This window comes from Gilliamella sp. wkB7, assembly GCF_001693435.1.
Classification (GTDB): domain Bacteria; phylum Pseudomonadota; class Gammaproteobacteria; order Enterobacterales; family Orbaceae; genus Gilliamella; species Gilliamella apicola_N.
This window is the reverse complement of the sequence record NZ_CM004509.1, coordinates 1177777-1203665: the sequence shown is the minus strand read 5'-3', so window position 1 is coordinate 1203665 and position 25889 is coordinate 1177777. Positions and strand designations below refer to the sequence as shown.

Here is a 25889-nt window from a genome sequence, read left to right as displayed (position 1 = left end):
TATGCTTAATTATCTTATTCGACGATTATTACTCATTATTCCTACGCTGTTTGTTATTTTAACGATTAACTTCTTTATTGTACAAGTAGCGCCAGGTGGCCCAGTTGATCAAGCATTAGCACTGATTGAAAATGGTCCAGAAGCAGGACAAGCTATTTTGCCGGGAGGTGATAATAGCGCTCTAAAATTGCAGCAATCTAAAAATGAGTCAACTTATCGAGGATCGCGCGGGCTTGATCCACAGATTGTGGCTATGATCGAAAAACAGTACGGTTTTGATAAACCAATAATAGAACGTTATTTTGAAACATTAAAAAAATATGTCATGTTCGATTTTGGCAATAGTTTTTTTAAAAGTGAATCTGTAATAGGTTTAATTATTAAAAGTTTACCTGTTTCGATTTCACTCGGCCTTTGGAGTACCCTCATTGTCTATCTTATTTCGATTCCTTTAGGGATCCGCAAAGCGGTTAAAGATGGATCAGCTTTTGATTTTTGGTCAAGTACGTTAATCATTATTGGCTATGCGATACCCGCTTTTTTATTGGCGGTGTTACTCATTGTGCTGTTTGCGGGTGGAAGTTATTGGGATATTTTCCCATTACGAGGATTAGTCTCCAACCATTTTGAGCAGCTCGATTTTTGGGGTAAGGTAAAAGATTATGCTTGGCATATCTGTTTACCGACTATTGCAATGGTGATCAGTGGTTTTGCATCGTTAACCATGCTAACCAAAAATTCATTTTTAGATGAAATCCGTAAACAATATGTTATAACCGCTAGAGCCAAAGGTCTAAGTGAACGACAAATTCTTTATAAACATGTGTTTCGTAATGCGACTCTACTTATTGTATCGGGCTTTCCAGCTGCATTTGTCGGTATCTTATTTACCGGTTCGTTACTGATAGAAATTATTTTTTCACTCAATGGGCTTGGGCTATTGGGGTATGAGGCGATCATTCAACGAGACTATCCAGTTATTTTTGGTTCGTTGTATATTTTTACGTTAATCGGACTAATTGCTAAACTATTATCCGATTTATCTTATATGATAATTGACCCACGCATAGACTTTGAGGCTCGCAATTGATGACTAGTAATTACTCTATTAATCAGCAACGTTGGCAACGATTTAAACACAATCGGCGTGGATACTATTCGCTTTGGTTGTTTATGATTTTTTTTGTAATTAGCCTATTTTCTGATTTTATTGCTAACGATAAACCGATTTTTATTAAATATCAGGATAATTACTATTTACCTATTTTTCATTTTTATCCTGAAAGTGAATTCGGTGGACAATTTGATACTCAAACTAATTTTTTAGATCCGGCTGTGCAGCATAAAATAGAAGCAGATGGTTGGATTTTATGGCCTCTATTTCGTTATAGCTATAATACGTTAATTTATGATACGCCAAGCACTTTTCCTACTTCGCCATCACTTTCTCATTGGTTAGGTACGACCGATGCTGGTTTTGATGTATTGGCAAATATATTATATGGCTTTCGTATCTCTATGTTTTTTGCCATTTTATTAACACTCTTTACCACGATTATCTCAGTTATTATCGGTGCTGTTCAAGGTTATTATGGCGGCAAAGTTGATTTGATTGGACAACGTTTTATCGAAATTTGGTGTGGATTACCTGAGCTATTTGTGATTATTTTACTGGCGAGTATTTTACCCCTTGATTTTTGGTGGTTACTCGGAATAACAGTACTATTTGGTTGGATGGCTTTATCAGGTATTGTGCGTACTGAATTTTTGCGAACCCGTAATTTTGATTATATCCGTGCTGCCAAAGCAATGGGTGTCGGCGACAGCAAAATTATGTTTCGTCATATTTTACCGAATGCAATGGTTGCAACATTAACATTTTTGCCTTTTATTTTATGTGGTTCAATTACGACATTAACTTCTCTGGATTTTCTAGGTTTTGGTTTACCGATTGATTCGCCATCTCTTGGTCGTTTGTTGCTACAAGGTAAAAATAATTTGCAAGCACCTTGGCTTGGTATTAGTTCATTTTTAATTATTGCAACTTTGTTATCATTGCTCATTTTTATTGGTGAAGCAATCAGAGATGCTTTCGATCCAAACAAGGGAGTGTATCGATGAGTTCTACTTTATTATCTGTTGAGGATTTAAGTATTGCTTTCAAACGTGATACACAATCACAATCGCGTGTTGTAAGCAATGTTAGTTTTAATATTGATGAACAAGAAACACTTGCTTTGGTTGGTGAGTCAGGTTCAGGCAAAAGTGTAACTGCGTTATCCATTTTACGTTTATTACGTAAAGAGCAGGTGAGTTACCCAACGGGTGATATTTTATTTGAAGGGCAATCCTTGCTGCATGCACCCGATAAAGAGCTTCGTAAAATTCGTGGTAATCAAATCAGTATGATTTTCCAAGAACCGATGGTATCGCTCAATCCATTACATACCGTTGAAAAACAGCTTTATGAAGTACTTTCGTTGCATCGTGGTATGCGGTCTAATGCTGCCCGTAGCGAAATTTTGCAATATCTCGATCGTGTTGGAATTAAAGAACCAAAAAATAAATTATCTGCTTTTCCTCATCAGCTATCGGGTGGAGAGCGACAGCGAGTTATGATTGCTATGGCAATTCTTACTCATCCTAAATTATTAATTGCTGATGAACCTACTACCGCATTAGATGTATCCGTACAGGCTCAGATTATTCAATTACTTAAAGAGCTTAAAAATGAATTGAATATGAGTATGTTATTTATTTCGCATAACCTTGGTATTGTCAAAAAGTTAGCTGATAAAGTAGCCGTTATGCAACAAGGTAAAATTGTTGAATATAACAGTAAACAACGTATCTTTTTGCGTCCTGAACATGAATATACTCAAACCTTGCTAAATTCCGAACCAAGTGGTGATCCGGTTGTTTTGCCTCAAACGCCAGGAATATTGCTTAGCGTTAACCATCTTAATGTTGATGTAATAACTAAAAAAAGGCTGTTTAGTCACGAACAAAAAAGAATTGTTGATAATATTGGTTTGACGATACACCAAGGTGAAACAGTGGGTATTGTCGGTGAGTCAGGTTCAGGAAAAAGTACGACAGCTTTGGCTATTTTACGATTGATTAAATCTGAAGGTGAAATCTTATTTGATAGCCACCCAATACAGAATTTAAAGGGTAAAAAACTGTTACCATTTAGGAGCCGTATCCAAGTTGTGTTCCAAGATCCGTTTTCGTCACTCAATCCTCGTTTTAATGTTGAGCAAATTATCAGCGAAGGTTTAGTTGCTCATAAAAAACTGAGTAAAAATGAACGTGAAAAAGCGGTAATTGAAATCATGCAAGAAGTCGGTCTCAATCCTGATTTACGTTTTCGCTATCCAACCGAATTTTCTGGGGGGCAACGACAACGTATTGCTATCGCTCGAGCATTAATTTTAAAACCAGAATTATTAATTTTAGATGAACCAACTTCATCTTTAGATCATACTATTCAAAAGCAAATCATTGAGTTACTCAAATTGTTACAGGAAAAACATCGGCTCAGTTATCTCTTTATTAGTCATGATTTAGCACTAATATATTCAATATGTCATCAAGTCATAGTTATGAAAGATGCACAAATTGTTGAGCAAGGTTCACGAGAAAAGATCTTTTATTCTTGCGAACATGAATATACCAAAGCGTTACTGTCATTTTTAGATAAACCTCATCGCAGAGGAAGCCGAACCCTAATTTATGCCGATAAAGCTGAAAAAATAGAAAAGGGTGATCATAAAAATGATAATTCACAAAATCAAAAACAAGAAAAAAAGGTCGATTGGGAAAATGCGTTATTAATGCGCAAAAAATAGTTGTACGTAAAGCTATGGTTTAAGTTAGTTCACTGTTACCAATGGATGAATATTTATCTCTATTTATAGGTTAGTCATGAAAAAACAAACATTACCTTGTTCTATAACACTCTGCACGTTATTACTTTCACCTACTGTAATGGCTTTAAGTTGTAGTGAAAATTCTACTCAAAATAGGGTTCAAGCAAATAATTATATTTTTCAAATTTTGGATTTTATTGATTTACCTGCTCAAGGTATTAAACAAGAAGTTAGAACATCAACAACAATAATTAATAATCGTCAAGAGTCAATGGCTAAACATATCCTCAATTATGATCAAAATGGATTAATTACTCAAAGCCAATACATTTTGTTCTCAGATGATCATAAACGTGTTTATTCCGAAAATTTGCAAAAAACAAACGTCGGTTGGGAAAACTTTATTGAAGATCTGGAGTATAAAACAAGCAGTATCATCCAATTTAAAACTGATGAACAAGGTAAAATCGTTGAATCACAACAAGTAAAAAAAGCGTTAGACTTTATCTTTACTGAAACGGACAGTTATCAATATGATAGTAACAATTGTCTGATCAGCAAACAGGTACAGTGGAAAGTTAAAGGGGTTGATGATGAGGGTAAATTTACCGGTGTTGATCAAAATGGTGCGTCAGCTTATACCTTTAATTATCAACAACAGCAATTAGCTAAAGTTTTATATCAGTTTAGTAATAATACCCAAAATGAAAGTAACTTTTCATATCAATACGATAATCATTTTCGCTTAACTACAATGCAATCAGCTTATTTATCGGCAAGCAAAGATGCAGTGAATTATACCATTCAATTCTTAACCTTTGATGACAAAAATGATTGGCTCACCGCGACTAAAATAAGACAAGATCGAACAAACAAACAAACTAATATTGTTAGAGAAATGACGTATTACTGATGTTTAACATTAATCAGCGTTACCCAACTGGATAACGCTTTTTATCGTTTAATTATATCAAACTCTATTTTCGTTAACTTCGGACAAACAAAATATAAACTGCATGCATAGTCCATGCAAGGGCTAGTGCAACGGTTAGTATTTTTTCCCGTTTTGGATAGATTTTATGATGATGTAAAATCGTGATAATCTTTTGTAATGCGCACCAAATCGGCAATGAAATCATTAAAAATAAAAATAATTTACCAGTTTCTGTATTTGCCACTTTAAGTATATAAGAACGCGTTGTTGCATTACCAAAAGGAATAATGAATGCAATTATTATCATGATGGCTGGCAAAAATATCGCAGCCCATGTGCCACCTAAAACAAATAATCCTTTTGCAAGATTTCCCTTTGAATGTGTAGTTTGAATTTCTTGATTTTTCATCGGATAAATACCATTTATTTTAAAACAAATAACACTAAGCAAATTGAAATAGCGATTGTCACTAACCATAAACCGGCAGTGAATAAATAATCTTGTGCTCTCTTATTTGACTTTGTTGAAAAAATAACTTTAGGGACTAAATTAAACCAACTTATTGAATGATAAATAGCAACTAATAATGCTAGGCAATTGAGTACAACAACAAAAGGACTGCGTAAAAAAAAGATAAAGCGGTAAAACTCATCTTGTCCCATACTGTTGATATACATGCATATTATGCCATACATCAACATTAAACTGCCCCAAATCATCGCAAAGGGGATTAATTTCTGCATAATAGCAATCACTAAAGGACGCTTTGTTTCAGGTTGAAATACATCAAAATGATTAATGTTTATTTGTTTGTCGTTAATGGGATAGTTATTGTGTTTTTTGGGATTCATAAATCTCTCAATATTGCATTTAAACTCATATAATGAATAATACTTATGATGGTTAACTTTAACTGCTCAATTATAAAGGCAAATCTGCTTTATGTCGCTAATTTATGGCTAGCTATGATATAAGCTTTAACTCAGTCAATGCTTGGCATTATGTGCGTCATCAATATCAATGATTTGATAGCACTAATATAAAAAAATATTGATATTTTATAAAAAATTAAATATAGATCTCATTTTATCAAATATTTACTAGAAAAAATCATAAAATTCTGTTTAGATATGTTGTATATGATTAAAAATTCCACAATAGTGGAGTAATTAATTATAGATACTATTTGCTATTTTTTATCATTTTATTTTTAAAATTGGGCCATTATTCAAAATGATAATGCGTCATTCAACAAAATAATAAAAACTTTATCTAATAAATTCTGGAATTATACAATTAATTGAAAAAGAATAATTTTGTTCTTATCTTTCCGTTTTAGGTTAGCAAATATGTATAAAAATGTATAAATAATTTAAGTTAAAACAGATAATCGGTTTGATGTAATTGGCTGATTATTGATGGAATTAGGGAGTATAAATTGTCTTCTTTATCACTGTTAGATCATGAATGGATTCCTGTTGTCTATTTTGATGGTCATATTAGTAAAATTAAACCCAGTCAATTAGTTGATGAAACCATTTCCGACTTAGCCTATTTTAGACCTGACTTTCAAGGTGCTGCATACCAATTTCTTATTGGTTTACTGCAAACCACTTTTTCTCCTAAAGATAATGATGAATGGTTAGACTATTGGCATGAGGGTATACCCCAATCACAGCTTGATAATGCATTTGAACAAGCTAAACCTGCAATGCAATTTGGCGCAGCTAAACCTGCTTTTATGCAAGACTTTACACCATTAAATGGTAATAAAGTGCTAATATCGAGCTTATTGGTTGAGGCACCTGGTGAAAATGCATTAAAGAAAAATACGGATCATTTTATTAAGCGGGATTTTGTTAAAGCTATCTGTCCACATTGTGCAGTTATGGCATTATTTACTTTACAAACTAATGCCCCGTCAGGTGGACAAGGGCATCGAGTCAGTTTACGAGGTGGGGGACCGATTACCACTTTAATAATGCCTAAATTGAATTCATCTACCCCATTATGGAAAAAATTATGGTTAAATATAGTGCCGCTTAATGATGATGAAAAACCGCAACGCTATGATGAAACCGTCTTTCCATGGTTAAACAAAACCATAACCAGTGAACCGCCAAAAAATTTAAGTGTATTTCCTGAACAAGCTAATTTTTGTCAAGCATTTTGGGGCATGCCTCGCAGAATTGAGTTGGATTTTGAAAATATAACGCAAGGTAATTGTGATCTTTGTGGTGAAGCGTCGTCCGAGCTTATTAGCCATTATCAAACTAAAAATTATGGTGTTCAATATCAAAACTGGCAGCATCCTTTATCTCCTTATCGAACGGACAATAAAACGGGTGCACCGATTGCCATCAAAGGTCAACCCGGTGGGTTAATTTATCGAGATTGGTTAGGTATGGTTACTACTAATGGTGAGAATCAGCCAGCTCAAGTTGTCATCGTTCATAATTATCGTAGATTGAGATCATCCGAAAAATATCACCTTTGGTGTTTTGGTTATGATTTTGACAATATGAAGGCTCGCTGCTGGTATGAACATAACTTTCCTGTTTATCCAATATTTGCTGACTCAGATAGCGATATTAAAGAGTTAATAGCACGAGCGCTCGAGTTTAGTCAAGATACTCTATCATTACTGCGTAAAGCATTGACTAGTATCAATAAACAATCATTTTCCGTTGATATTGCTTATTGGAAAGAAACTGAAATATCTTTTTATCAATTTGTGAAACAACTTATTAAAGAAAAAGATAATCCAAATGGTCGTTCTCATTTGTTGTTGGATTGGGCTGATTCGTTATTGAAATATATCATCCAAGTTTTCGATAAAGCTGCTTTTTCAGACCCATATCAACAAATGATCAGTTCCGAAAAAATCAGTACAAGAAAAAAATTACTTAACAATTTTAATAAACTTAAAAATATCAAAAAAAATTAAAAATAACAAACCGTCTTGATAGCATGTAAGGAGAATAACATGTCAGACACTATCCAAAAAAAACTGATAATCCTAAATGATAATCATAAAAAGATTATTGATGAATGGTTTTCTATGTTGCAGCAATGGCAAGGTAAATTCAATGGTATTAGTTACAATGGGCGCAAATTGCGTGCTGAATTACGCCGAGATTCATTATCTGAGTTTATAGTTTTACAAGATGGCTACAGGATTTTAGCTAATAAACTTATTAATAACGACAGTAAATTAGCTCAAACGTATGTACATTATCTTGCATTACAGATATTTGTTAATGTGGCTGCTTTTGCAGAAAAGAATAATGATAAGTCGCCATTTGCAGCACAATTGAGTGAAAAAATAAAAGGCGGCGAACGCAATTATTTATCTGAATTGCGATTTGAACGTCTTCTTACCAGTGAAACCCCAAAAGAATTTTGTCAGCGTTTAATTCGTGCCGTCAAGTTGCGAGGTGAAAAAGGGGTTAATCTAATTTCCATTGCTGATGGCATCTTTTTATGGATGCAAGAGTGGGATGCACGTGAACATAATTGGCCAGCCGATACTAATCCGTTTAAACGCCTTTCTGTTCGTTGGGCAATGGATTACTTTTCAACTAAAAATAATACTAAGGAATAATCATCATGACTACATTTATTCAATTACATCTATTAACCGCTTATGCCCCCTCAAACTTAAACCGTGATGATTTAGGTCGACCAAAAACAGCTAAAATGGGTAATACTGACCGTTTACGTATTTCGTCACAAAGCTTGAAAAGAGCTTGGCGAACCTCTGACTGTTTTTATCAATCATTGAGCGATCATATTGGTGTTCGTTCACGTCGCTTTGCTCGAGATTGGGTATATAAACCAATGATTGATAATGGTATATCTGAAAAAGTAGCTAAAGAGAGTACAATTAAAATTGCGGGTCATTTTGGTAAAGTAAAAGCTGAAAAATCACCAAAAGATCCATTGAGTAATTTAGAAATCGAACAATTAGTACATATTAGTAATAATGAACAACAAGCAATTAAACAATTAGTTGATTTATTAATTACTGAAAAACGCGAGCCTACCGACATTGAAGTTAAATTATTGCGTAAAGAAAATAGTAGTATTGATATTGCATTATTCGGACGAATGTTAGCAGATAGTCCGGCATTTAATATCGAAGCTGCGTGTCAAGTTTCTCATGCATTAGGCGTAAGTACCGTGACTATTGAGGATGATTTTTTTACTGCCGTTGATGATTTAAATAATTATGATGTTGATGCAGGCTCAGCACATTTGGGCGAACGCGGATTTGCCTCTGCATTGTTTTATACTTATGTCTGTATCAGTCGTGATTTATTACTAGAAAATTTAAATGGTGATGAAGTATTGGTTGAAAAAACCTTAAAAGCTTTAACTGAATCAGCCACCAAAGTAGCACCAACAGGTATGCAAAATAGTTTTGCTTCACGGGCATATACTTCCTACTTATTGATAGAAAAAGGTAGTCAACAACCTCGATCTTTAGCGGTAGCTTATTTTAAGCCAATTCATAGTCAAGATCTGGTTAATGATGCCATTACCCGTTTAGAAGATCAACGTGATAAATTTGATAAAGTTTATGGCCAATGCGCCGATAGTCGCTATGTTCTCAATAGTGAAACCGGAGAAGGAACCCTTAGCGCGGCCTTAGATTTTGTTGCACAAAAATAGGAGAGCGGACAAGATGACAGACCATCTTATTTTTCAAGTTTATGCCCCTTTTACCTCTTGGGGCGAACCTGCTGTTGGCGAAGTTCGCCACAGTAATATTATTCCCTCTCGTTCTGCTTTATTGGGATTAGTCTCGGCGGCGCTCGGAATTCGTCGTGATGATAATCAAATTGATCATTTTAATCAGCATTACCATTTTGCGATTCGTCCTTTTATTGCTAATAATAGCTGGTTTAGAGATTTTCATACTGTTCAAGCTCCGAGAGCTAACAAAAAGCAAGTCTGGTATACGCGTTTTGATGAAATCCGACAAACCTCCCATGAGCTGGAAACTTTATTATCACAGCGTGAATATTATAATGATGTTTACTATCAAATTGTAATGTCTGAAACTGAAAATGCACCCTATAGTTTAGCGCAAATACAACTAGCATTACTTAATCCCATTTTTCCATTATACGCCGGAAGGAAAAACTCACCTTTATCGTTGCCGTTATCACCTATCTTGTATCAAGGAACATTGAGTGAGGCTTTTATTTTTGCAGATAAACATTATCAAGAGTGTCATCGTCAAAATCCAGTTATCATTAAATTATTAAAAAGCACTGCTGATGAATATTATTGGGAACAGGCCAATCAAGAAGATCACTTTGATTTAATTAAGATTCAGCTTCGGCAAGATCAACCAATAAGTCGTGAGCGCTGGCAATTTAGTTGTCGTCAGCAGTTTTCCGGCAATTTGAAAGGGAGTGAATAGATGTATTTTTCTCGAGTTACTTTAAAACTAAACCAACTTCCTTATGTTATACAAAAGAAAATGCAAAATTCGGGACCTTATGCAATTCATCAATGGTTATGGCAACTCTTTCCTAATCAAGAAAAACGAACTTTTTTATTTCGTGAAGAGCGAATTAGTAAAGATTATCAATATTATCTATTATCGGAAGTAGCACCACTCTCAAATCATCAACTATTTTTAATAGAAACTAAACCGTATCTACCAAAATTAACAATTGGAATGAGATTGTTTTTTTCACTACGGGCGAATCCAGTGGTGTTTAAAAATGGTAAGCGTAGTGATGTAATGATGAATGCTAAATATCTGATTAAACAACAAGGTTTAAAGACTAATGAGATAAAAATTTGCCAAAATCAAGCTGCAATAAATTGGTTAATTAAACAGAGTGAAACCAGAGGATTTTCACTATCAACAACTAACGATCAACAAGTGAATTGCAGAGTAATTAATTATGCCCAACAGCAATTTATTAAAAAAAGTGATCTTAAACCAATTCATTATAGTAGTGTTGATTATCAAGGCGTGTTAACGGTGACTGATGTTGAATTGTTTTTAGAAACCATCTATCAAGGAATTGGCAAAAGTAAAGGATTTGGTTGTGGTTTATTCTTGATAAAACATTATCAATAGGATAAACGGTTATGGTTTATATTCCACTTAATCCCATTCCTTTAAAAAATAGAACTTCAATGATTTTTTTACAATATGGACAAATTGATGTTCTAGATGGAGCGTTTGTATTAATTGATAAAACAGGCATTAGGACTCATATTCCAGTGGGTTCTATCGCTTGCATAATGTTAGAACCCGGAACTAGAGTTTCTCATGCCGCTATCAAACTAGCGGCAATGGTCGGCACTTTGCTTGTTTGGGTCGGTGAAGCTGGCGTCAGAATGTATTCATCGGGGCAACCAGGTGGAGCAAGATCAGACAAATTACTATATCAAGCTAAATTGGCTTTAGATGATGATTTACGTTTAAAAGTGGTCAAAAAAATGTTCGAGTTACGATTTGGTGAACCTGCACCTAGTCGTCGTTCAATTGAACAGTTACGAGGTATTGAAGGATCGCGCGTACGTGAAACTTATTCATTACTGGCTAAACGTTATCATGTTAAATGGCACGGAAGAAAATACGACCCTAAAGATTGGCAAAAAGGAGATATGGTTAATCAATGTATAAGTGCAGCCACATCTTGCTTATATGGGATCACTGAAGCGGCTGTTTTGGCGGCTGGCTATGCTCCAGCAATCGGATTTGTGCATAGTGGAAAACCACTCTCATTTGTTTATGATATTGCTGACATTATTAAGTTTGATACAGTTGTTCCCAAAGCATTTGAAATAGCTGCAAAAAACAAGATTGATCCCGATCGGGAAGTTCGTGTGGCCTGTCGTGAAATTTTTAGAAGCCAGAGGACATTAGCAATATTAATTCCGCTTATTGAAGAAGTTTTGTCCGCTGGTGGTATCGAACCGCCTCTACCACCTGATGATGCCCTGCCACCCGCTATCCCAGAACCTCAATCTCTAGCCGATAGTGGCTTTAGGAGTCGCTAATATGAGTATGTGTATTGTGGTAACTGAAAATGTTCCACCACGATTACGTGGACGTTTAGCAATTTGGTTACTTGAAATTAGAGCCGGAGTTTATATTGGTGACATATCAAAACCAATAAGAGAAATGATATGGCAACAAATTGTTAAACTAGCAGAAGAAGGCAATGTTGTCCTTGCTTGGGCGACTAATACAGAATCAGGATTTGACTTCCAAACTTATGGCGCTAATAGAAGGGTTCCGGTAGATTTAGATGGACTAAGATTAGTCTCTTTTTTACCTATTGAAAATCAATAGGTTAACGTTCTTTAAAAAATTAAAAAAATTGGTAGATTTTTGGGTCGCCAATAAATCTAAATAAAACAATTATATATATTTAGAGTGTTCCCTGTATACACAGGGATAAACCGCTATTGAGCGTGAATTCGAACTGTGGGCTAACGTGTTCCCTGTATACACAGGGATAAACCGGGCTCGTGCAGTCAATGTCTATGACCCTAAATGTGTTCCCTGTATACACAGGGATAAACCGCACGAAAATCCGCAAACCTAACCCAAAAACAAGTGTTCCCTGTATACACAGGGATAAACCGATTTTAGTCTCGTTGTAGATGAAAGCGAAAATGTGTTCCCTGTATACACAGGGATAAACCGACACGGATATTACCATAGGCGGAGATTTCGGTGTGTTCCCTGTATACACAGGGATAAACCGGCTTGTATCGAGGTTTTGCAGGACATTATCAGGTGTTCCCTGTATACACAGGGATAAACTGGGCGTATAATTGATCGCCCTTAGTTAATAGGTGTGTTCCCTGTATGCATATGGATAAACCAAAAATGAAATCGATTACAGTTTTTGTGAAATCGTGTTCCCTATATACACAGGGATAAACCGCTATAGTAATGGTACGCACAGATAATGCGTACGTGTGTTCCCTGTATAGACAGGGATAAACCGGTTATATATTTGCACTAAATTACGCCCTTCGGCGTGTTCCCTGTATACACAGGGATATATAGTTAGATTAATTAGGTAAAGTAATGAAAGGCTTTTAGCTACAGGGTTATAAGCATATCTTCTCCTTAAAGTCTTAATAACGTTTTAACTTTATTTCTTTACCAATAATAGACATATATTTACTTTTATATTTTCATTAACATAAAAAATCGAATAATATTTATTAAAAATCTTGGATAGCTGTAAAATTCGTTTTAAAACACTAAAAATAAAGGTAACAGTTAACTAACTAAACTAATAATCAAAAATAGCGTACAATAGCGCGATATTAAACATATGATCATCATAAATAGTTTAGGAATTTAGCATGACAGGCAAATTTATTGTCATTGAAGGTATTGAAGGTGCGGGTAAAACGACAGCAGTCAATACCGTTGCTCGTATTTTAAATCAATATCATATTTGCGATTTACAATTTACTCGTGAACCAGGTGGTACACCAATTGCTGAAGCATTACGCAATCTTATTAAAAATGGTTTAGATGATGAACCTTTGACGGATAAAGCTGAATTGCTGATGTTATATGCCGCTCGTATTCAATTGATTGATAATGTGATTAAGCCTGCTCTTAATGCCGGTAAATGGGTTATTGGTGATCGGCATGATTTATCAACGCAAGCTTATCAAGGCGGTGGTCGCCAGTTAGATAAAGTTTTTATCACTACATTAAAAGAGCAAGTTTTAGGTAATTTTAAGCCTGATTTAACTTTATATTTAGATATTGAACCACAAATTGGTTTAATGCGTGCTAGAGCAAGAGGTGAACTCGATCGTATTGAACAACAGTCATTACCCTTTTTTGAGCGAATTCGTCAACGTTATTTAGAGTTGGCAAATCAAGATGAAACCATTTTTACCATTGATGCATCTAAATCAATCAATCAGGTGACAATGCAAATTGAACAGATCCTAACAACATGGTTAACACAACAGGTTACTAATGTATGATTTTAAATGATTATCCTTGGCTGATATCGCCTTATCAACAATTTGCCGAAGGAATTATGCATAAAAAGACTCATCATGCGTTATTGATTAATTACGTGCAAGGAAGTGGTGAAGATGAGTTCATTAATATGGTGGCTAATCGTTTATTATGTTTGTCTGCAGAGCAATTAGAACCTTGTTCAAGTTGCCACAGTTGTAAGTTATTTATATCCCATCATCACCCAGATTTTTACGTCATAACTAATGAACAAGATAAACAATCTATTGGTATTGATCAAATTCGAAAAATTACCACTAAAGTGTACGAGAAATCCCAACAAGGTGGCAATAAAGTTATTTGGATTAAGCGTGCCGCTTTAATGACAGAAGCTGCAGCTAATGCATTACTTAAAACATTAGAAGAGCCACCAGAAAATACCTATTTTATTTTAAGTGATGAACATAATAGCCATTTATTACCAACAATTCATAGTCGTTGTTTTTCTTATTTTTTATCTTTACCTAAATTGGAACAATCCATTGAATGGTTAAAAAAGAGACATTGTCAGCAAAGTAACGATAATGAGCTTGCCTCTGCGCTATTATTGAGCGAAAATGCGCCATTAGCAGCACTAGCTTTATTAAAACCAGAAAAGTGGCAGCAAAGAAAGGCATTTTGTGACGGTTTATTACGCGTTGTATCTCATAATGATTATTGGCAACTTGCAAAAACATTCGATAATGAAGAATTTATTGAATGTATTATTTGGTTTTGTGCTTTATTAAGCGATGCATTAAAGGCAAAGCAAAAAGCTGGTCGTTTTATTGTTAATCGTGATCAAGTACCATTAGTAAGATTATTAGCGACTAAAAGCAATGAAAAAATTTCTGCACTGTATGAATTATGGCTGCAGGCTAGGCGTTTATTATTATCTGTAACAGGGCTAAATAAAGAATTAATTGTTTATAATGTGCTAGCTCAGTCTGAGATAATTAGTGATTAAAACGTTAATATACTTTTAAAGAACTTTCAGGTTCGATATATGTTTATATAAAAAAGGAATGTAGTGAGTTATTTATCTATTGAATTTGGACTAATCTTTATCGTTTTTTTTGCGTTATATTGGCGGTATCGTCTTTTTCCTAAATTACAAAATAAATTACTTTTAGTTTCAAGTTATCTTATTGTGGCCAGTTTTAGCTTGCAGTTTGCGTTAATTCTTTTTATTTACACTTGTGTAATTTATTTTTTCTCAATCATGATTGCCCGATCAGATGAAAATGATAATAAATGGTTAATTTTGGCATTATGTTTATCAATAGTTAATTTGTCGCTGTTTAAATATTTTGATTTCTTCCGTTATGAGTTGCAGGCCTTACTTAATTTCTTTAATTTACCAATCGCTCTACCAGTTGTAACAGTACTTATTCCTATTGGAATATCATTTTATACCCTTCATTCGGTTAGCTATATTGTTTCAGTAAAAAAAAGTGAATTACCAGTAGCTAAATTTTGGGATTTTGCACTGTTTTTATCTTTTTTTCCGAGTGTTATTGCTGGCCCAGTTAATCGCGCTAAAGGTTTTTTACCTCAAATAACAACCCGTCATCCTCGCAAAATTTTACAACCTTTTAGAGCTTTTACTCTAATAATTTTATCTGTAATTAAAGTCTATTGTTTAGGCGGAATCATAAGTGAAAACTGGGTTACGCCAATTTTTGCTAATCCTTTAGAATTTAGTGTTATTGATTTGTTAGTAGGACTTTATGGTTATGCCATTCAAATTTACTTAAATTTTTCAGGCTATACCGATTTAGTTACTGGTATTGCTCTTTTATTAGGTTTCCGTTTACCAAGTAATTTTAACTTCCCTTATTTAGCCTGTAATTTGCGAGAATTTTGGAGCCGTTGGCATATTAGTTTATCGCACTGGATTCGTGATTATATCTATATCCCTCTGGGTGGTAATCGAAAAGGACTTATTCGTACGCAGATTAATGTGATGTTGGCGATGCTAATATCGGGTTTGTGGCATGGAGCTGGAATTAATTTTATTATTTGGGGTGCATGTCACGGAGTTGGTATTATAGTGCTTAATATTAGTGAACATTATTTTGGCCGTGGTTGGATAACTGAGCGTTCTCCTACATTAGCTAGATTTCTGACTTGGCATTATGTGTGTTTTTCATGGCTATTTTTTAACAGTGAAAGTTTGTCTGATGCATTAGATTATTTAACCGCATTAACACATAACTTTTTGATTGAACCAAAATATATTGTTACTTTTTTAAGTATTTACGTAGTATTTTTTATTTATCCGATATTAAAAAATATTCCAGATTGGTTTACTTTACTGATAAGTAGAATAAATCTGAATTACTTACCTATCATTTTTATTTCAGTATTGTGGTTGACAATATATATTGCACCCTCTGGTGTGCCAAACTTTATTTATGCTAACTTTTGATTATGATGATAACTTATTATGGAATATAAAAAATCGGTAACGAAAAATAAGAAAAATACTTACTTGAATCTGAAATGGCAATCTCCTAATGCATTGAATAAAGCTGCTTTCAAGAGATCAAGAAAATTTGTTAAAAATCATATTATTTCTGAAATTGTTAGAAGTACTTTATCCGCTCGTTATATTTGTGTGATTTTGCTTTTGACAGCAATTGTATTGATGTCAATTTATTACAAATCAATACTAATTTATTGGCAACAAACTTATCATTCAGAACTATTGGATTCCGATACGCTTGCTGAAGATACCAACCCAGAAGAGTTGGAAAAAGATATAAGCGAAGACATTACCGCCCCTGAGGATGATTTAATCTCTGAGGAAAAAATGGTTACTGATGAATCTAATCAATCTGATGAACCTGATGAATCTACTGAATCTATAGAAGCTATTGAAGAAAATCGATCTGAATCAAAAGAAATTAAGCTTGAAACAAAAGAAGATATTCTAAGATTATTTACAGAGGATAAATCACTAGAGGAAGAATCATCTGAATTAGAGATTGTTGATCCAAATACTAAGTCAGAAACTACACAACAAACAAAGCAAGAAACAATAAGCAATACTGAAGATAAACTTGGTGCTAAAAAGAAAGTTGAAGCTGAAGATAAAGTTGAAGAGAAAGTTCAACAATTATCTACAGATATTAAAACAATAGAAACGCAAGTGACTCCGATAGATAAAAATGATCAACTAGAGATTTTGCCTGATGATGCGTCATTAATCGATGATCCAATACCAATCGTATTGACTCAAAATGATAAAGTTTTTTTTGCTGGTGACTCTTTAATGCAAGGTGTTGCACCATATGTTAAAAAAATGCTATTCAAACAATATAAAATTGAAAGCATTGATTTAAGCAAACGTAGTACTGGACTAAGTTATCCTAAAGCTTTTGATTGGCCAAAAACGATTAATGATAAACTATCTGAAGATCCTTCAATTAAATTACTTGTCGTTTTTTTAGGAGCTAACGATCCATGGGATTTTCCTGTTAAAGGTTATGCAACAAATGCAAGATTTAAATCTAAACTATGGGAAAAACAATATCGTTTACGTATTGCCAGTATTTTAGATCATGTCCAAAAACATCGTGTACAAGTCCTTTGGCTTGCTCCACCTTGTATGCGTAAGCAAAAACTAAATGATGGTATGGTTTATCTTAATAAATTATATCAGTCAGAGCTTGAAAAAACTCAACAACATTTTCTAACAACTAATGAATTGCTCGGTTGTTCATACGAAAAATTTAATAGTTTTGTTGAGACGAATAAAGAGAAAATCAGGGTAAGGGTTGATGATGGGGTTCACTTTACACCTTCAGGTCAAAAAATTCTGGCAAAAGCTATTATGGAAAAAATAATTTTCAAAAAATTAGAGGATGTCCATAGTGAATAAGTTTTTAAAGTCTTTTCTGACTGTTATTTTTGTTACTTTCACTTTTGGATATAGTGTGGCTGAAAGTGAAGCAACTACGGGGTCTGGAATTATTGATTTTGGTGATCCAAATGCAAAACAATTTGCTACCCGATTGAAATCATTAATGACCAATAAAAGAGCAAATAATGTTGTTAATATCACTCAATTTGGTGATTCGCATACCGCAGCAGATTTTTTTACTGGTGAATTTAGAACATTGATGCAGGGAAAATATGGTGATGCAGGTATTGGCTGGATAACACCAATTGCAATAAAAGGTCAAAGTCATGCAGCAGTTACTTGGAAAAGTAAAAATTGGGATGTGTTAAGTAGTAGAACCTTGAGTAATAGAGATTTTCCTATGGGTGGCTTTATTGCTAGGCCTAACCAAAATTCTGCGGTATTACAGATTCAACCTAAATCAGATTATAATACAGATTGGCGGGTTCAGTTAATTTTTAAACCTCTAAAAAACACGTCTAATTTATTTGGGCTTTATGATAATAATAATAAAAGAATTAAATTTGACTATGTCCCTAAAGCCAATATTTGGCAAAGTGTATCTGTTGTTGCTAAAATGCCACTAAAAATAACAGGACAAAGTACAGTTGAACTTGGGGGTATTTGGTTAACTCGTTACCAGCAACCTGGAGTTATTGTCTCAGCAATTGCCACAAATGGGGCAAGGCAGGCTATATGGCAGAAATGGAGCCCAAGTTGGTTTAAAGAACTATCTTTATCAAAAAGTGATTTAATTATACTCGAGTATGGAACCAATGAAAGTTTTGATGAAACTTTAGATCTCAATGCATACCGAAAAAATTTAATTAATAATATACGGCTCATTCGTAAATCATTACCCAATGCCACTATCTTAATAATGACGCCACCTGATACAATGGTTAATCAAAAAGATATACCTAAATCATTTTCGGCAATAATGAATATTCAAAAACAAGTGGCTAGAAGTGAAAAAACATTATTTTGGGATTGGCAAAAGGCGATGGGTGGTAAATTTGCCATTAAAGAATGGCGTAAACGCGGTTTAGCTCGCCCAGATTTAGTTCATCAAACTTTGAAAGGTTATAAAGAAAGTGCACGAATATTTTATAATGATTTAAATGAATTTGTACAAAAAAGATAGATAAAATTTAAGATAAAAAAGGGATAAATGAGTTATGTCATCACCAATTATTGTTGCTGTTGATTTTGCTGATGTTAAGTCAGCTTGGAATTTTATTGATCGGGTTGAGCCGAAAGATTGTCGTTTAAAAATTGGTAAGGAATTATTTACTCATGCTGGACCTGAATTCATAAAACAGATTATGAATAAAGGCTTTGAAATTTTTTTAGATCTTAAATTCCATGATATTCCAAATACCGTGGCTAAGGCAGTAGCAGCAGCGGCTGATTTAGGTGTTTGGATGACTAATGTTCATGCTAGTGGCGGAATTCGTATGATGGAGGCGGCAAAAGATGCACTTTATCCTTATGGTAAAGATGCACCACTTTTAATTGCTGTAACAGTATTAACGAGTATGGAAGCGGCCGATCTTAAAGATATTGGTATTAATGTTTCACCTTTAGAACAAGCAACCAAATTAGCTATACTCGCGAAAAATTGTGGGCTTGACGGAGTGGTTTGCTCAGCTAAAGAAGTACAAAGTTTTAGAACTAGACTTGGTAGTAATTTTAAATTGATCACACCAGGTATTCGTCCTGTAGATTCAGGACCTGATGATCAGCGCCGTATCATGACTCCACAACGTGCTCAAGCGGCGGGCTCCGATTATTTAGTCATTGGCCGACCAATTACGAGAGCAGAAGACCCTGCTAAAGCATTAAAATCTATTTTATCTACCCTTGATTTAAGTAAGAGTTAATTTAATTATGTCCGATAATCCTCTTGTTTATTCGACTGAACAAGGACGAATTAAACCAATAGAAGTAAAGTTATCTCGTCCTAAAGGTGATGGTATCATACGTATTCAACGACAGACTTCGGGTCGTAAAGGGAAGGGCGTATGTGTTATTTCTGGTTTTGATTTGGATGATAATCAATTGTCTAAATTAGCTGGAGAACTAAAAAAACGTTGTGGATGTGGCGGCTCTATTAAAGATGGAACGATTGAAATTCAAGGCGATAAACGAGATTTGCTAAAGTCGTTGTTAGAAGATAAAGGCTTTAAAGTTAAACTTGCTGGCGGATGATTTAACTGATAAAACATAACTCCCATGTATAACATTATGGGAGTTATATATTCAAAAATTAATTCGAACGATATGTGCGCATTTTTTTGCTGATATCACGACGTTCTTTTGATATTTCAGCATTCTTAATAATATAATCATCAACTCGATCATCATAATCGCTTTTCATATTAGCAATAATTGCTTGAAGTTCTTCATACGTCATATTTGGTTTAATGTATTCACTTAGGTTTTCAAGTAAGAGTACACGTTTTTGGTTATCGCGAATTTTTTTCTCATTATCTGAAATTTCGCGTTTTAATTTATTTAAACGACGTGATAGGCGAATGTATTCTAATACATCTTGAAACGATGGTGCACTTGCTTTTTCCTTGTCCATCTAAAACCCCTTAATTGTAAAAAATTGAAAAATAAACCTTGGCTAATTATATACTAATAATTTTTTAAGATCATATTAATTATATTTTTAAATATCATCAGATTTTGTTGCAAAATTCAATAATTAATTGCCTTTTTATGATTTATTTATCGGCATTTGGCATTATTGTTGAATTTAGTCATTAATTTTATACTTAAACGTATGCTCTTCCTCAGATATTTTTACAAAAAAGAGAAAAATTAAAACAACTATTAAGAATTATTACAAAATATTATACAATAGCCCAATATTTATAAAGAGTATCTAATGAGAGAATCATAATGAGCTGGATTGAAAAAATTCTAAGTAAAAATAATATATCGTCAGATCATAAAAAGGCGAATATTCCTGGTGGTGTTTGGACCAAATGTAGTAATTGTGAACAAATCATTTATCAAGCTGAACTAGATCGTAATTTAGAGGTGTGCCCGAAATGTGATCACCATATGCATATTGCTGCAAGAGTAAGATTATACCGATTTTTAGATGAAGGTTCGGATGTTGAAATCGGTGCAGAACTTGCACCAAAAGATATCTTAAAATTTAAAGATACTAAAAAATATAAAGATCGGTTAACCGCTGCTCAAAAAGATACCCGTGAAAAAGAAGCTATGGTAGTTATGAAAGGAACACTACTTGGCATTCCTGTTGTGGTCGCTTGTTTTGAGTTTGCATTTATTGGTGGATCAATGTCTTCAGTTGTTGGCGCATTATTTACCCGTGCTGCTGAGCAAGCTATTGCCGATAAGTGTCCATTAATTTGTTTTTCAACTAGTGGTGGTGCACGAATGCAAGAAGCGCTCTTTTCATTAATGCAAATGGCAAAAACGAGCGCTATTTTAGCTAAAATGCAAGATGAAGGTTTACCTTATATTTCAGTTATGACTGACCCTACAATGGGTGGTGTATCAGCAAGTTTAGCGATGCTCGGTGATATTAATATCGCTGAACCAAAAGCATTAATAGGTTTCGCAGGTCCTCGGGTTATTCAACAAACAGTTCGAGAAACGTTACCTGAAGGCTTTCAACGTAGTGAGTTTCTGCTAGAGAAAGGCGCACTTGATATGATTATCCATCGCAAAGACATGCGACCAAAAATTGCTGGTTTAATCGCGAAATTAATGAAACTTCCAGCACCTTTTGATGATGCGACCAATAATGAAACAATGTAACTAATCATGCAAGTTGAAAAACCTAATGCCTTGTCTGACTTATCAGCATGGCTTTGTTATCTAGAACAACTACATCCTTCAACAATTGATCTTGGTTTGGAGCGTGTCAAAACTGTTGCTCAGCGCCTTAATTTATTGCAACCAGCACCTTATATATTTACGGTTGCTGGTACTAATGGTAAAGGCACAACTTGTAAAACACTTGAGATGATATTACTTGCAGCCAATTTGCACGTTGGTGTTTATAGTTCTCCTCATTTATTACGTTTTACAGAACGAGTGCGAATTGATAATCAAGAATCAACAGAGCAAGAAACGATAAATGCATTTACACAAATTGAGAATGCGCGCGGTGAAATCTCACTTACCTATTTTGAATATGCTACTCTCGCTGCACTGTATCAATTCAAACAAGCTAAATTGGATGTTGTTATTTTAGAAGTCGGTTTAGGTGGTAGGCTTGATGCAACTAATATTGTCGATGCTGATGTTGCAATTGTGACAACGATTGGTATTGATCATGTTGATTATTTAGGTAATACACGTGAAAGTATAGGTCGAGAAAAGGCAGGTATCTTTAAGTCTAAAAGTATTGCTATCGTGGGAGAACCAGATATCCCTATGTCAATTTTAGATGCAGCTAAGTTAATCAATTGTCCTATTCATTGCATTAATCATGATTGGTCTTATGAGCAAAAGAGTAACGATAAGTGGGATTTTTATTCTAGTCGAAATCAATATCAATCTTTACCAATTCCTAAAGTCCCCTTAGCTAACGCTGCAACAGCAATTGCAGCTTTGAGTTATTCATCGGTGCAAGTTGAAACAAGACAAATAATTGACGGTTTATTGAATTCAAGTCTGGTTGGACGATTTCAGACAATAAATACAGACCCACTTGTAATAATTGATGTCGCCCATAATCCTCATGCGGCTGATTATTTAATAAAGCAATTAGCATTCTTGCGGTCAGAAAAAAAACATTTAGGTAAAGTTAGATTTGTTATTGCTATGCTTAAAGATAAAGACATTAAAAGTACTTTGTCTATATTGAAAGGGGATGCTTGGTATTGTGCCTCACTTTATGGCGAACGAGGATGCCGTAGTGACGTATTAAAAAAACATTTAATAGAGGATAATAAGCATAATGTATCAACATTTGATAACGTTTTCGATGCTTATCAAATGGCTCTACAAGATGCTAAAAAAGATGATATTATAGTAGTATGTGGTTCGTTTTATACGGTATCTGATGTTTTAGCTAATTTAGCGGATTAAGTTTAATTAATCATGATGAAAAATAAAAAAAGTAGCAGCACTAATCAAAATAGAATAAGAAATCAACTCGTTGGTTTTGCAACATTATTGTTAATTTTAGCTATAATAGCACCATGGATCCTAATAGATAAATCTAATCAACGAACTTCAGCTACTCCAATTTTACAACCAGAAATAGTTAATCAACAAAATCAACTCATAAACTCACCTAATGAATCAGGTGATGATTTTGACAATACCAATAATATACCTAACACTTCATATATTTCGGGTGTAGATCAAAATTCAAACCCATTGACGTTACCGGATATTTCCGAAAATGACGAGTCAGATTCGAAAGTTTCAGTTTCAGGACAAGAAACTAAAACATTTATGATTCAACTAACAGCGTTAAAAAATAAACAAAAAATTGAAGAACTCGTTGCATTATTGAGATTAAATAATTATAACGTGAGGCTCGTACCTAAAAATCCAGAACCGAATCAAGTGATTAAATTACAAGTTGGCCCATACGCAAAAAGGGAACAAGCAGAACAAATTATTACTAATTTAAATAACTTGACAAAATTGAAAGGTATTATTGTAGCTGAATAAGAATTATCTCGTTATATCAAAGATAAAATTAATTTATAACTTAATAAGTTTACATATCGTATTATTTATTTACAATAATTAGCGGGATAAAAATATTTTTTAATATAAAATAGCGGATTATTATGATGAATTGGGTTGATATTACAATTATAGGTATTATTGCTTTTTCAGCTTCAGTTAGTATCGTTCGAGGTTTTATACGAGAAGCCTTATCTCTTGTTAGTTGGGGATTAGCTTTTTTTATAGCAGGTCATTTTTATACTTATATCACTCCATACTTGACCTACTTTGATAGCGATATCATTCGTATTGCAGTAGCAATTACTATACTTTTTTTTGCTACATTATTAGTATGCTCTGTTGTTTCTTATGTTATTGGTCAATTAGTTCAAAAAACTGGCTTATCCGGCACTGACCGAGTTTTAGGTATCTGCTTTGGAATCTTGCGCGGTATTTTAGTTGTTGCAGCATTACTCTTTTTCATTGATACCTTTACGCCATTATCAAAATCACCTTATTGGACCAATTCACAGCTTATTCCTCATTTTCATTTTATTATTCGTTGGTTTTTTGATTATATCCAACATTCATCATCTTTTTTAGTTCAGTAAGCTTGAGGTAGTCATTATATGTGTGGTGTTGTAGGTATTGTAGGAAGTAGTACGGTCAACCAATCAATTTATGATGCATTGACTGTGTTGCAACATCGAGGACAAGATGCTGCAGGTATTGTTACAATTGATGATCAAAATCGCTTTCGTATGCGAAAAGCTAATGGTCTAGTTAAAGATGTATTCCAAGAACATCATATGCAGCGTCTACAAGGTAATTTAGGCATTGGTCATATACGTTATCCGACAGCCGGAAGCTCCAGTCCATCGGAAGCACAACCCTTTTATGTCAATTCACCTTATGGTATCGCTCTTGCTCATAATGGTAATTTAACTAATACCGATAAATTGCGTAATAAAGTTTTTGAGTTAGCTAGGCGTCATATCAACACTAATTCCGATTCAGAAGTTTTACTTAACATTTTTGCCAGCGAACTCGATAAATTTCCAACTTACCCTCTTAGCCCAGATAATATTTTTACCGCAATTCATAATGTACATACGATTATTAAGGGCGCCTATGCTTGTGTAGCAATGATTATAGGACATGGTTTGGTTGCTTTTCGAGATCCTTATGGAATCCGTCCGTTAGTTATTGGTAGAAGAGTTTTGGAAAATCAAAAAATTGAATATATGGTTGCCTCAGAAAGTGTGGCATTAGATATTCTTGATTTTGAGTTTATGCGTGATGTTGAACCTGGCGAAGCGATTTATATCACTCAAGATGGGCAATTATATTCACAGCAATGTTCAGATAATCCTCAATATTATCCATGTATTTTTGAATATGTTTATTTTGCAAGACCGGATTCGTTGATGAATGGTGTATCTGTTTATCAATCTCGCATTTTAATGGGACAAAAATTAGGGCAAAAAATAGCAAAAGAATGGAAGGATGTTGATATTGATGTTGTCATACCGATTCCAGAGACATCGTGTGATGCTGCGCTTGAAATTGCAAGAATATTAAATAAGCCTTATCGACAAGGATTTGTTAAAAATCGTTATGTTGGGCGAACATTCATTATGCCCGGACAAACTGCGCGTAAACTTTCCGTTAGAAGAAAACTCAATGCAAATCGTATTGAATTTGAAGGTAAAAATGTTCTTTTAGTTGATGATTCAATCGTCAGAGGCACTACATCTGAAAAGATTCTTGAAATGGTTCGTTCGTGTGGCGCGAAGAAAATTTATTTAGCTTCTGCCGCACCAGAAATCAGGTATCCTAATGTTTACGGTATTGATATGCCCATTGCGAGCGAACTGATTGCTTATAATCGAACAGTTGATGAAATAGCTAAAGATATCGGTGCTGATAAACTTATTTTTCAAAATCTTTCTGATTTAATTGATTCAATTAAAATCCTAAATCCAAGCATAACACATTTGGAGTGTTCTGTTTTTAATGGGAAATATATTACTGACGGTATTGATGATAATTATTTGTCTTCGCTAGAAATAAACAGAAGCGATAAGATTAAGTTAACACCAACTAAAGAATCAGAAAATCTAGAAATTTATAATGAAGGTCAATAAAAAATCATCTAAAATGAAAAAAATGTTAAAAACAGATGAATTATTATACGGTTTGTCTGTTTTTTTCATCCAATCAATTTGTTACACACTCCTAATTATAACAATAAAGTAATTTTAAATTAGTTATTACAATGTTTACTAAGTCGAACAATTAGTTTACTAAAATCATACTATTCTTATTTTTATTTAACTATATGAAAAATAACAAAATTATATTTGTTTACAAAAATTAATCAAAAAAGATGTAAATTTATTTTGATTTATGACAATTTTGTAATATCATCTTTTCTGTATAAAGGGTTTTAAATAATTTTAAAATCCTTAAAAAAAAACATGGAA

Annotated in this window: 25 protein-coding genes and 1 pseudogene; 23 read left to right on the top strand and 3 right to left on the bottom strand. The window is 33.9% G+C overall.

What is annotated here, in order from left to right; genetic code table 11:
• Window position 1 precedes the first annotated feature (1 nt).
• The 4 genes and pseudogenes from A9G17_RS05195 (at window position 2) to A9G17_RS05180 (ending at window position 4785) form a co-directional block, all read left to right on the top strand.
• Window positions 2–1090 (top strand): microcin C ABC transporter permease YejB, encoded by a 1089-nt coding sequence (locus A9G17_RS05195; protein ID WP_065737803.1) that lies wholly within the window; start codon window positions 2–4, stop codon window positions 1088–1090.
• Window positions 1090–2121: an ABC transporter permease gene (locus A9G17_RS05190; protein WP_065737802.1), complete on the top strand. Its 1032-nt coding sequence runs from the start codon at window positions 1090–1092 to the stop codon at window positions 2119–2121. The genes A9G17_RS05195 and A9G17_RS05190 overlap by 1 nt, the downstream gene beginning before the upstream one ends.
• A pseudogene (gene yejF / locus A9G17_RS05185) lies at window positions 2118–3692 on the top strand (microcin C ABC transporter ATP-binding protein YejF); the annotation flags it as partial. The gene A9G17_RS05190 and the pseudogene yejF, both read left to right, overlap by 4 nt.
• 235 nt (window positions 3693–3927) lie before the next feature.
• Window positions 3928–4785, top strand: coding sequence for a hypothetical protein (locus A9G17_RS05180; RefSeq protein WP_065737800.1), 858 nt, complete (start codon window positions 3928–3930; stop codon window positions 4783–4785).
• A gap of 73 nt (window positions 4786–4858) precedes the next feature.
• Here A9G17_RS05180 and frdD read toward each other — a convergent pair whose 3' ends face one another.
• Together frdD and A9G17_RS05170 are read right to left on the bottom strand one after the other, a co-directional pair.
• Window positions 4859–5215, bottom strand: a complete 357-nt coding sequence (gene frdD / locus A9G17_RS05175; RefSeq protein ID WP_065737799.1) for a fumarate reductase subunit FrdD — start codon at window positions 5213–5215, stop codon at window positions 4859–4861.
• A 14-nt stretch (window positions 5216–5229) separates the two neighbouring features.
• Entirely contained in the window at window positions 5230–5658 is a 429-nt protein-coding gene (locus A9G17_RS05170) for a succinate dehydrogenase/fumarate reductase transmembrane subunit (protein WP_065737798.1), read from the bottom strand.
• 587 nt (window positions 5659–6245) lie between these two features.
• On the opposite strand from A9G17_RS05170, the gene casA reads away from it, so the two are divergent.
• The 14 genes from casA to yciH all read left to right on the top strand — a co-directional run bounded on the left by casA (window position 6246) and on the right by yciH (window position 19941).
• On the top strand, window positions 6246–7754 hold the full coding sequence (gene casA, locus A9G17_RS05165) for a type I-E CRISPR-associated protein Cse1/CasA (RefSeq protein WP_081301685.1): 1509 nt from the start codon (window positions 6246–6248) through the stop codon (window positions 7752–7754).
• A gap of 39 nt (window positions 7755–7793) precedes the next feature.
• On the top strand, window positions 7794–8411 hold the full coding sequence (casB, locus tag A9G17_RS05160) for a type I-E CRISPR-associated protein Cse2/CasB (RefSeq protein ID WP_065737797.1): 618 nt from the start codon (window positions 7794–7796) through the stop codon (window positions 8409–8411).
• A gap of 5 nt (window positions 8412–8416) precedes the next feature.
• The gene (gene cas7e / locus A9G17_RS05155) at window positions 8417–9481 is read left to right on the top strand and encodes a type I-E CRISPR-associated protein Cas7/Cse4/CasC (protein WP_065737796.1); all 1065 of its coding nucleotides are present in this window, start codon (window positions 8417–8419) and stop codon (window positions 9479–9481) included.
• A gap of 13 nt (window positions 9482–9494) precedes the next feature.
• Entirely contained in the window at window positions 9495–10238 is a 744-nt protein-coding gene (gene cas5e / locus A9G17_RS05150; protein ID WP_065737795.1) for a type I-E CRISPR-associated protein Cas5/CasD, read from the top strand.
• Window positions 10239–10910, top strand: coding sequence for a type I-E CRISPR-associated protein Cas6/Cse3/CasE (gene cas6e / locus A9G17_RS05145; RefSeq protein ID WP_065737794.1), 672 nt, complete (start codon window positions 10239–10241; stop codon window positions 10908–10910).
• An 11-nt stretch (window positions 10911–10921) separates the two neighbouring features.
• Window positions 10922–11839: a type I-E CRISPR-associated endonuclease Cas1e gene (gene cas1e, locus A9G17_RS05140; protein ID WP_065737793.1), complete on the top strand. Its 918-nt coding sequence runs from the start codon at window positions 10922–10924 to the stop codon at window positions 11837–11839.
• Between the two features lies 1 nt (window position 11840).
• Window positions 11841–12134 (top strand): type I-E CRISPR-associated endoribonuclease Cas2e, encoded by a 294-nt coding sequence (gene cas2e / locus A9G17_RS05135; protein ID WP_065737792.1) that lies wholly within the window; start codon window positions 11841–11843, stop codon window positions 12132–12134.
• A 1031-nt stretch (window positions 12135–13165) separates the two neighbouring features.
• Window positions 13166–13807, top strand: a complete 642-nt coding sequence (gene tmk, locus A9G17_RS05130) for a dTMP kinase (RefSeq protein ID WP_065737791.1) — start codon at window positions 13166–13168, stop codon at window positions 13805–13807.
• On the top strand, window positions 13804–14790 hold the full coding sequence (gene holB, locus A9G17_RS05125; protein ID WP_065737790.1) for a DNA polymerase III subunit delta': 987 nt from the start codon (window positions 13804–13806) through the stop codon (window positions 14788–14790). Before tmk ends, holB begins: the two co-directional genes overlap by 4 nt.
• 63 nt (window positions 14791–14853) lie before the next feature.
• Complete coding sequence (locus tag A9G17_RS05120; RefSeq protein ID WP_065737789.1) at window positions 14854–16254, top strand: MBOAT family O-acyltransferase; 1401 nt, start codon at window positions 14854–14856, stop codon at window positions 16252–16254.
• 18 nt (window positions 16255–16272) lie between these two features.
• On the top strand, window positions 16273–17709 hold the full coding sequence (locus A9G17_RS05115; protein ID WP_065737788.1) for an SGNH/GDSL hydrolase family protein: 1437 nt from the start codon (window positions 16273–16275) through the stop codon (window positions 17707–17709).
• Window positions 17702–18874 (top strand): GDSL-type esterase/lipase family protein, encoded by a 1173-nt coding sequence (locus tag A9G17_RS05110; RefSeq protein WP_065737787.1) that lies wholly within the window; start codon window positions 17702–17704, stop codon window positions 18872–18874. Before A9G17_RS05115 ends, A9G17_RS05110 begins: the two co-directional genes overlap by 8 nt.
• Before the next feature lie 34 nt (window positions 18875–18908).
• Window positions 18909–19613, top strand: coding sequence for an orotidine-5'-phosphate decarboxylase (gene pyrF, locus A9G17_RS05105; RefSeq protein ID WP_065737786.1), 705 nt, complete (start codon window positions 18909–18911; stop codon window positions 19611–19613).
• Between the two features lie 4 nt (window positions 19614–19617).
• Window positions 19618–19941: a stress response translation initiation inhibitor YciH gene (yciH, locus tag A9G17_RS05100; protein ID WP_367301842.1), complete on the top strand. Its 324-nt coding sequence runs from the start codon at window positions 19618–19620 to the stop codon at window positions 19939–19941.
• 58 nt (window positions 19942–19999) lie between these two features.
• On the opposite strand, the gene tmaR is transcribed toward yciH, so the two are convergent.
• Entirely contained in the window at window positions 20000–20320 is a 321-nt protein-coding gene (gene tmaR / locus A9G17_RS05095) for a PTS system regulator TmaR (protein WP_025316420.1), read from the bottom strand.
• Between the two features lie 320 nt (window positions 20321–20640).
• On the opposite strand from tmaR, the gene accD reads away from it, so the two are divergent.
• The 5 genes from accD (at window position 20641) to purF (ending at window position 25550) form a co-directional block, all read left to right on the top strand.
• A complete protein-coding gene (gene accD, locus A9G17_RS05090) occupies window positions 20641–21531 on the top strand; it encodes an acetyl-CoA carboxylase, carboxyltransferase subunit beta (protein ID WP_065737784.1) in 891 nt (296 codons plus the stop codon).
• 3 nt (window positions 21532–21534) lie between these two features.
• Window positions 21535–22809, top strand: coding sequence for a bifunctional tetrahydrofolate synthase/dihydrofolate synthase (folC, locus tag A9G17_RS05085; RefSeq protein WP_141677564.1), 1275 nt, complete (start codon window positions 21535–21537; stop codon window positions 22807–22809).
• Window positions 22810–22821: 12 nt separating this feature from the next.
• Window positions 22822–23403, top strand: coding sequence for an SPOR domain-containing protein (locus tag A9G17_RS05080; protein ID WP_065737782.1), 582 nt, complete (start codon window positions 22822–22824; stop codon window positions 23401–23403).
• Window positions 23404–23528: 125 nt separating this feature from the next.
• Window positions 23529–24014: a CvpA family protein gene (locus A9G17_RS05075; RefSeq protein ID WP_065737781.1), complete on the top strand. Its 486-nt coding sequence runs from the start codon at window positions 23529–23531 to the stop codon at window positions 24012–24014.
• Between the two features lie 18 nt (window positions 24015–24032).
• Window positions 24033–25550 (top strand): amidophosphoribosyltransferase, encoded by a 1518-nt coding sequence (purF, locus tag A9G17_RS05070; protein WP_065737780.1) that lies wholly within the window; start codon window positions 24033–24035, stop codon window positions 25548–25550.
• Window positions 25551–25889: the final 339 nt, after the last annotated feature.